4 protein-coding genes and 1 pseudogene are annotated in these 5,555 nt (G+C 67.7%); 2 read left to right on the top strand and 3 right to left on the bottom strand.

The window, feature by feature from the left end; translation table 11 throughout:
* Both AC1D15_RS16245 and AC1D15_RS16240 read right to left on the bottom strand, forming a co-directional pair.
* A pseudogene (locus AC1D15_RS16245) lies at positions 1–366 on the bottom strand (RNA polymerase-binding protein DksA); the annotation flags it as partial.
* Positions 367–672: 306 nt separating this feature from the next.
* Positions 673–1,722 carry a CobW family GTP-binding protein gene (locus tag AC1D15_RS16240; protein WP_477826776.1) on the bottom strand — a complete coding sequence of 350 codons (1,050 nt, stop codon included), beginning with the start codon at positions 1,720–1,722 and terminating at the stop codon, positions 673–675.
* Positions 1,723–1,858: 136 nt separating this feature from the next.
* Between AC1D15_RS16240 and AC1D15_RS16235 the strand changes: the two genes are divergently transcribed.
* On the top strand, positions 1,859–2,752 hold the full coding sequence (locus AC1D15_RS16235) for a CorC family transporter (protein WP_477826775.1): 894 nt from the start codon (positions 1,859–1,861) through the stop codon (positions 2,750–2,752).
* On the top strand, positions 2,736–4,337 hold the full coding sequence (gene lnt / locus AC1D15_RS16230) for an apolipoprotein N-acyltransferase (protein ID WP_477826774.1): 1,602 nt from the start codon (positions 2,736–2,738) through the stop codon (positions 4,335–4,337). The genes AC1D15_RS16235 and lnt overlap by 17 nt, the downstream gene beginning before the upstream one ends.
* Before the next feature lie 407 nt (positions 4,338–4,744).
* Here the strand turns inward: lnt and AC1D15_RS16225 are convergent.
* Positions 4,745–5,555: TAXI family TRAP transporter solute-binding subunit (locus AC1D15_RS16225; protein WP_477826773.1), on the bottom strand; the 811-nt coding region annotated here is incomplete at its 5' end.

The raw sequence follows: 5,555 nt of genomic DNA, 5'->3' as shown, positions 1-5,555 counted from the left end.
GAAGGCCAGCTGCTTCTCGTTCATGTACTCGCTGTCGGGCATGGCCTGCAGCTCGTCGTCGGTCAGCGCCTCGCCGGGCTTGTTCTTCCAGGCGTTGGCGAGCTTGGGGTCGGCTTTGTGTTCGTGCTTGGAAATGTCGGTCACAAGAGAATTCATCTGTCGGGTGGGCGGCCGCGGAGGCGCGAAGCGGTCTGCGAAACGGGATGTGGCCGGTGGAATCGGGGCCGGGGACGAGGCCGCTGCCGAAGCCCGGGCGGCGGCGGAAAGCTTGGGGGCGGGCGGCGGCTTGACGGCCACCGGTTTCGGTGCAGCCACCTCGACGGCCTTGGCGACCGGCTTGGCCGGCGCGGCCACCGGTGCATGCACCGCCTTCGCCGCGGGCTTGGCCGCCGGTGCCTTGGCGGCTGGCGCCTTCGGCGCAGCGGCTGCCTTGGCCGGGGCCTTGGCAGCAGGTTTGACCGCGGTCTTGACAGCAGTCTTTGCGGCCGACACCGGCTTTTTCGCCGTTGACGCTGATGGTGTTGCTCGCTGGGCCGGGGTCTTTGTCACTGAGATCTCCTCGCAACGGCTGTTATACCCGCTCCGCGGGGTGGGCAATCACCCCGCAGCCAAACTTGGGCGCCGCGGATTGTAGCCACGTTGTTTTCCGACTCAACGGGAATTTCGACGGAATCACACGAGGCACTGCTCCAGCCCCTGCAGGAAGATTTCCTTCGGCAGGTCCAGGCCGATGAACACCATCTTGCTGGTCTTCTTCTCGCCCTTGGCCCAGGCGGGGCCCAGGTCGCTGCCCATCAGCTGGTGCACACCCTGGAAGATCACCTTCTTGTCGCTGCCCTTCATATTGAGCACGCCCTTGTAACGAAGCATCTTCGGGCCGTAGACCTGCACGATCGCGCCCAGGAAATCCTCCAGCTTGGCCGGGTTGAACGCCCGGTCGGAGCGGAAGACGAAGGATTTCACGTCGTCGTCATGCACATGGTGGTGCGGGTGGTCGCAGTGTTCGCCGTGCTCGTGGTCATGATCATGATCGTGGCCATGGTGGTGATGGTGGTCGTGGTCGTCCGCCTTCAGGAAATCGGGGTCGATGTCGAGCTTGGCGTTCAGGTTGAAGCCGCGCAGGTCGAACACCTCGGCCAGCGGCACCTCGCCGAAGTGCACCTTGCGTTGCGGCGCCCGCGGGTTCATGTGCTTGATCCGGTGGATCAGCGCATCGACCGCCGGGGCGTCGACCAGGTCGGTCTTGCTGATGAAGATCTGGTCGGCGAAGCCGATCTGGCGGCGCGCCTCCTGGCGGGTGTCGAGCTGGGATTCGGCGTGCTTGGCGTCGACCAGGGTCAGGATCGAGTCGAGCAGGTAGCTCTCGGCGATCTCGTCGTCCATGAAGAAGGTCTGGGCGACCGGGCCGGGGTCGGCCAGGCCGGTGGTCTCGATCACGACGCGGTCGAAGCTCAGTTCACCCTTGCGGCGCTTCTCGGCCAGGTCGTTCAGCGTGGTGCGCAGGTCTTCGCGGATCGTGCAGCAGACGCAGCCGTTGTTCAGCTGGATGATCTGCTCCTGGGTGTCCTGCACCAGGATCTCGTTGTCGATGTTCTCGTCGCCGAACTCGTTCTCGATCACGGCGATCTTCTGGCCGTGCGCTTCGGTCAGCACGCGCTTGAGCAGCGTGGTCTTGCCCGATCCGAGGAAGCCGGTCAGGATGGTGGCGGGGATGAGGCTCATGGAATGTCGGTCCTTGACAAGGAAGCGGGCCAGATGCGGCCGAAAAACTTTTGTTCAAGGTATCAGATGTGTCAAGCCAGTGTGACTCCCTGCTTCGAGTAAGCTTTTGACCCTGTAGAACTCTCGCCCCGGCGCGATGTCAGACCCCCACCCGAGTCGATCTTCCAGAGGCGCCGACAAGCACCCCGCTCCCGCGGACAAGCGCGGCCTGTTCGAGCGGCTGATGGAATTCATGTCGCCCGGCCCCGACTCCAAGGACGAGCTGATCTCCACGCTGGCCGACGCGGAGAACCGCGAGCTGATCGCTCCCGAGTCGCGGATGATGCTCGAGGGCGTGATCCGGATGGCCGACCTGACCGCCGGCGACGCGATGGTGGCCGCCCCGCGCATGGACCTGCTCGACATCGAGTCCCCGTACGACGAACTGCTGGCGCTCGTGATCGGCACCGGCCACTCCCGTTTCCCGGTCTTCGAGGGCCAGCGCGAGAACATCGTCGGCACGCTGATGGCGAAAGACCTGCTGAAGCTGCAGCGGGCGCCCGAACTGAACCTGCGTACGCTGCTGCGCCCGGCGGTGTTCGTGCCCGAATCGAAGGGCCTGAACGAGCTGCTGCGCGATTTCCGCTCCAACCGCAACCACCTGGCGATCGTGATCGACGAGTTCGGCAACACCGCCGGGCTGATCACGATCGAGGACGTGCTGGAAGAGATCGTCGGCGAGATCGAGGACGAATTCGACGAGAAGGACGGCGAATCCGGCATCTACACGCTGGCCGACGGCAGCCACCGGGTGGCTGGCGACACCACGATCGAGGCGGTCAACGAATCGTTCGGCGAGGTGCTGCCGCTGGACGATTTCGACACCATCGGCGGCCTGGTCGCCCAGGAACTGGGCCGGGTGCCGCGGCGCGGCGAGGCGGTGCCGGTCGGCAGCCTCATTTTCACGGTGATGCTGACGCGCGGCGGTGCGGTGCGCTGGTTCAAGGTGACGCGCGCGCCCGAGGCGGCCGTGGGTGAAGACGGTGCCTAGGGCGGTGCCGCAGGCGGCGGCGCCTGGGCCCGGCAAGGGCCGTCGCAGCGCGCGCCGCGAGGTCGGCGCCTCCGAGAACATGTTCCTCGGCCTGGACCTGCTGATGGTGCTGGTGCTCGGCGGCGTGCACAGCTTGGCCGCGACCTGGACGCACGCGTGGATCCTGCAGCTGCTGGCGGTCGCCGGCCTCGCGTTCCGCGTCAGTCGGGCCTCGCCACGCCGGGCGGCGCTGCTCGGCTGGGCGTTCGCGACGGCCTGGTTCGTGGCCGGCACGTTCTGGCTCTACGTCAGCATGCACCGCTACGGCGGCCTGCCGGCCTGGATGGCGGGCGCTGCCGTGGTGGCGCTGTCGGCCTTCCTGGCGCTGTATTTCGCGGCGGCGATGGCGCTGTTCGGCGTGCTGCGGCGCAACGTGCTGGTCGTCGATGCGCTGGTGTTCGCCGCCTGCTGGCTGCTGGCCGAGCTGGCGCGCGGGCTGCTGTTCACCGGGTTCCCGTGGGCGGCCTCGGGGTATTCGCACGTCGACAGCCCGCTCGCGCTGCTGGCGCCGTGGATCGGCGTGCACGGCATCGGCTGGGTGGCGGCGCTGCTCGGCGCGCTGGYGGTGATCGGCTTGCGCAACGGCGTCGGGCCGGGCGGGCTGGGTGTCATCACGAGCGTCGCGGTGGTCGGCGGGTTGGCCGCGATGCAGCCGGTCAATTTCACGCGCGGCAGCGGCAGCCTGCAGTTGTCGTTGCTGCAGTCGAACGTCGCGCAGGACGAGAAATTCGCCGAGGACAAGCTGCCGCAGGCCTTGGTGTGGGCGGCGACCACGCTGCAGTCGGCGCGCGGCGACCTGATCCTCGCGCCCGAGACCATCGTGCCGCTGCTGCCCGACCAGTTGCCCGAGGGCTACTGGGCCACGCTGGCCGCCGGCTTCCAGCATGGCGACCGGGCGGCCTTGATCGGCGTTCCGCTGGGCAGCTTCGAGGCCGGCTACACGAACTCGGCGGTCGGGCTGTCGCGCGAGACGGCCAAGTGGCCGGGCGGCTTCTACCGCTATGACAAGCACCACCTGGTGCCGTTCGGCGAGTTCATCCCGACCGGCTTTCGCTGGTTCACCGAGCTGATGAACATCCCGCTGGGCGACTTCAACCGCGGCCCGGTGGGGGCGCCGTCGTTCGAGGTGAAGGGCCAGCGCATCGCGCCCAACATCTGCTACGAGGATCTGTTCGGCGAGGAGCTGGCGGCGCATTTCCGCGAGCCGGAGCGGGCGCCGACCATTTTCGCGAACCTCAGCAACATCGGCTGGTTCGGCGACACCATCGCGCTGGCGCAGCACCTGAACATCTCGCGCATGCGGGCGATCGAGTTCCAGCGGCCGATGCTGCGCGCGACGAACACTGGCGTGACGGCGGTGATCGACCACACCGGGCGGGTCACGCACCAGCTGCCGCCGCTGACGACGGGGGTGTTGCAGGCGCCGGTCGAGGGCCGCGAGGGAATGACGCCGTACGCGAGCTGGGCGGCGCGCTTCTGGCTGTGGCCGCTGCTCGTTGGCGCGCTGTTGTCGCTGGTGATCGTGGTCCCCCTGCGCCGTTCGTAGGTGCTGCTGGCATATTGGCCCGTGCCTTTGCCGAACCAGTGGCTTGATGCGTAGAAGAAGCGCCTGGCGCGCCCGGGTGACAACCCGGGCTCAAACCTCATTTGTTCGCTTGTCACCTCCCAAAAGGCAGGGTGGTGGCAGAAGGCGCGTGCGGGGAGGCTGTGGAGCGCCAATCAGGACGGGTCGCCGGAGCTGGCTGGTTTCRYGGCCCGCGCGCGTCAGCGCGCTTCGTGCACTGACTGTCGCCGACTGTTTGACCACAACGAGCGAAGCGAGTGGCGGGAGTTTCGGCGACGGGCCTTGAAACCAGCCAGCGGAGGGGAGTCATCGCCCCCCGGGGCGATGACCGACCCGGCCGGCGAGCCACACCCTGCCTACTCGCGCCTTTGCACGCAGGCGCCGATCCCTCAACCCGTCGGATCCTGCCCCGCCGCATCCAACCTCCGCCGCACCATGTTGATGTGGCTGCGCAGCGAATAAAGTTCGTCCGCATAGCTGAGCGGCACCGTCACGTTGCCTACCCTCGATTCGATCTTGTCCAGCTCCGAGCGCAACTCGTCATTCGGCCGCACGCCCTGCGCATCCTCCACCGCCCGCAGCTGCCCGTACCACCGGAAGATCCGCGAGCGGATGCGGAACTGGTACAGCGGCGGCACCACGCGCGACAGCGGGATCAGGATCGCGACGATCGACACCAGCACCACCCACATGCGGTCGATCAGGTTGGCCAGCCAGAACGGCAGGTAGCGCTGCAGCAGCGGCGAACCGCTGGTGTAGAAGCGCTGCGCCTCCGGCGCCAGCGGCCGCTCGGTGCCGCGCGCGTTCGGGAAATCGCCCTTGCGCTGGAACCAGCCCGYCGGTCCGTGGATCTTCGCCGCCGCCTGCACGAACAGCTGGATCAGCGCCGGATGCAGGTCCTCGCGCGCCACCAGCGTCGCCGTCGGCGCGATCAGCCGCACGTCGTTCGGCGGCACGTCGCCCGCCAGGTCGACCACGCCGCGCGGCAGCGTTACCGGCGTCAGGAAGGCGAAGCGCCGCGAATACGCATCGGCCTGTGCAAAGTCGAACAGCTTCACCCCCGGCGTCTGCAGCAGCATCTGCACCATCAGCGCCTCGGGCGCCGACGCGAACACGATCGCATCGATGTCGCCCGCCAGGAACTTCACGACCGCGTCGGTCTGCTCCTCGCGCGACACCGTCATCGACGCGGGGTCGATG

The organism is Rhizobacter sp. P2_H2 (assembly GCF_056403375.1).
This window is presented reverse-complemented; position numbering and strand designations above follow the sequence as displayed.

Excerpts from the sequence above, each read along its gene's own strand:
- AC1D15_RS16240 (WP_477826776.1), bottom strand. The coding sequence starts at position 1,722 with ATGAGCCTCATCCCCGCCACCATCCTGACCGGCTTCCTCGGATCGGGC.
- AC1D15_RS16235 (WP_477826775.1), top strand. The coding sequence starts at position 1,859 with ATGTCAGACCCCCACCCGAGTCGATCTTCCAGAGGCGCCGACAAGCAC.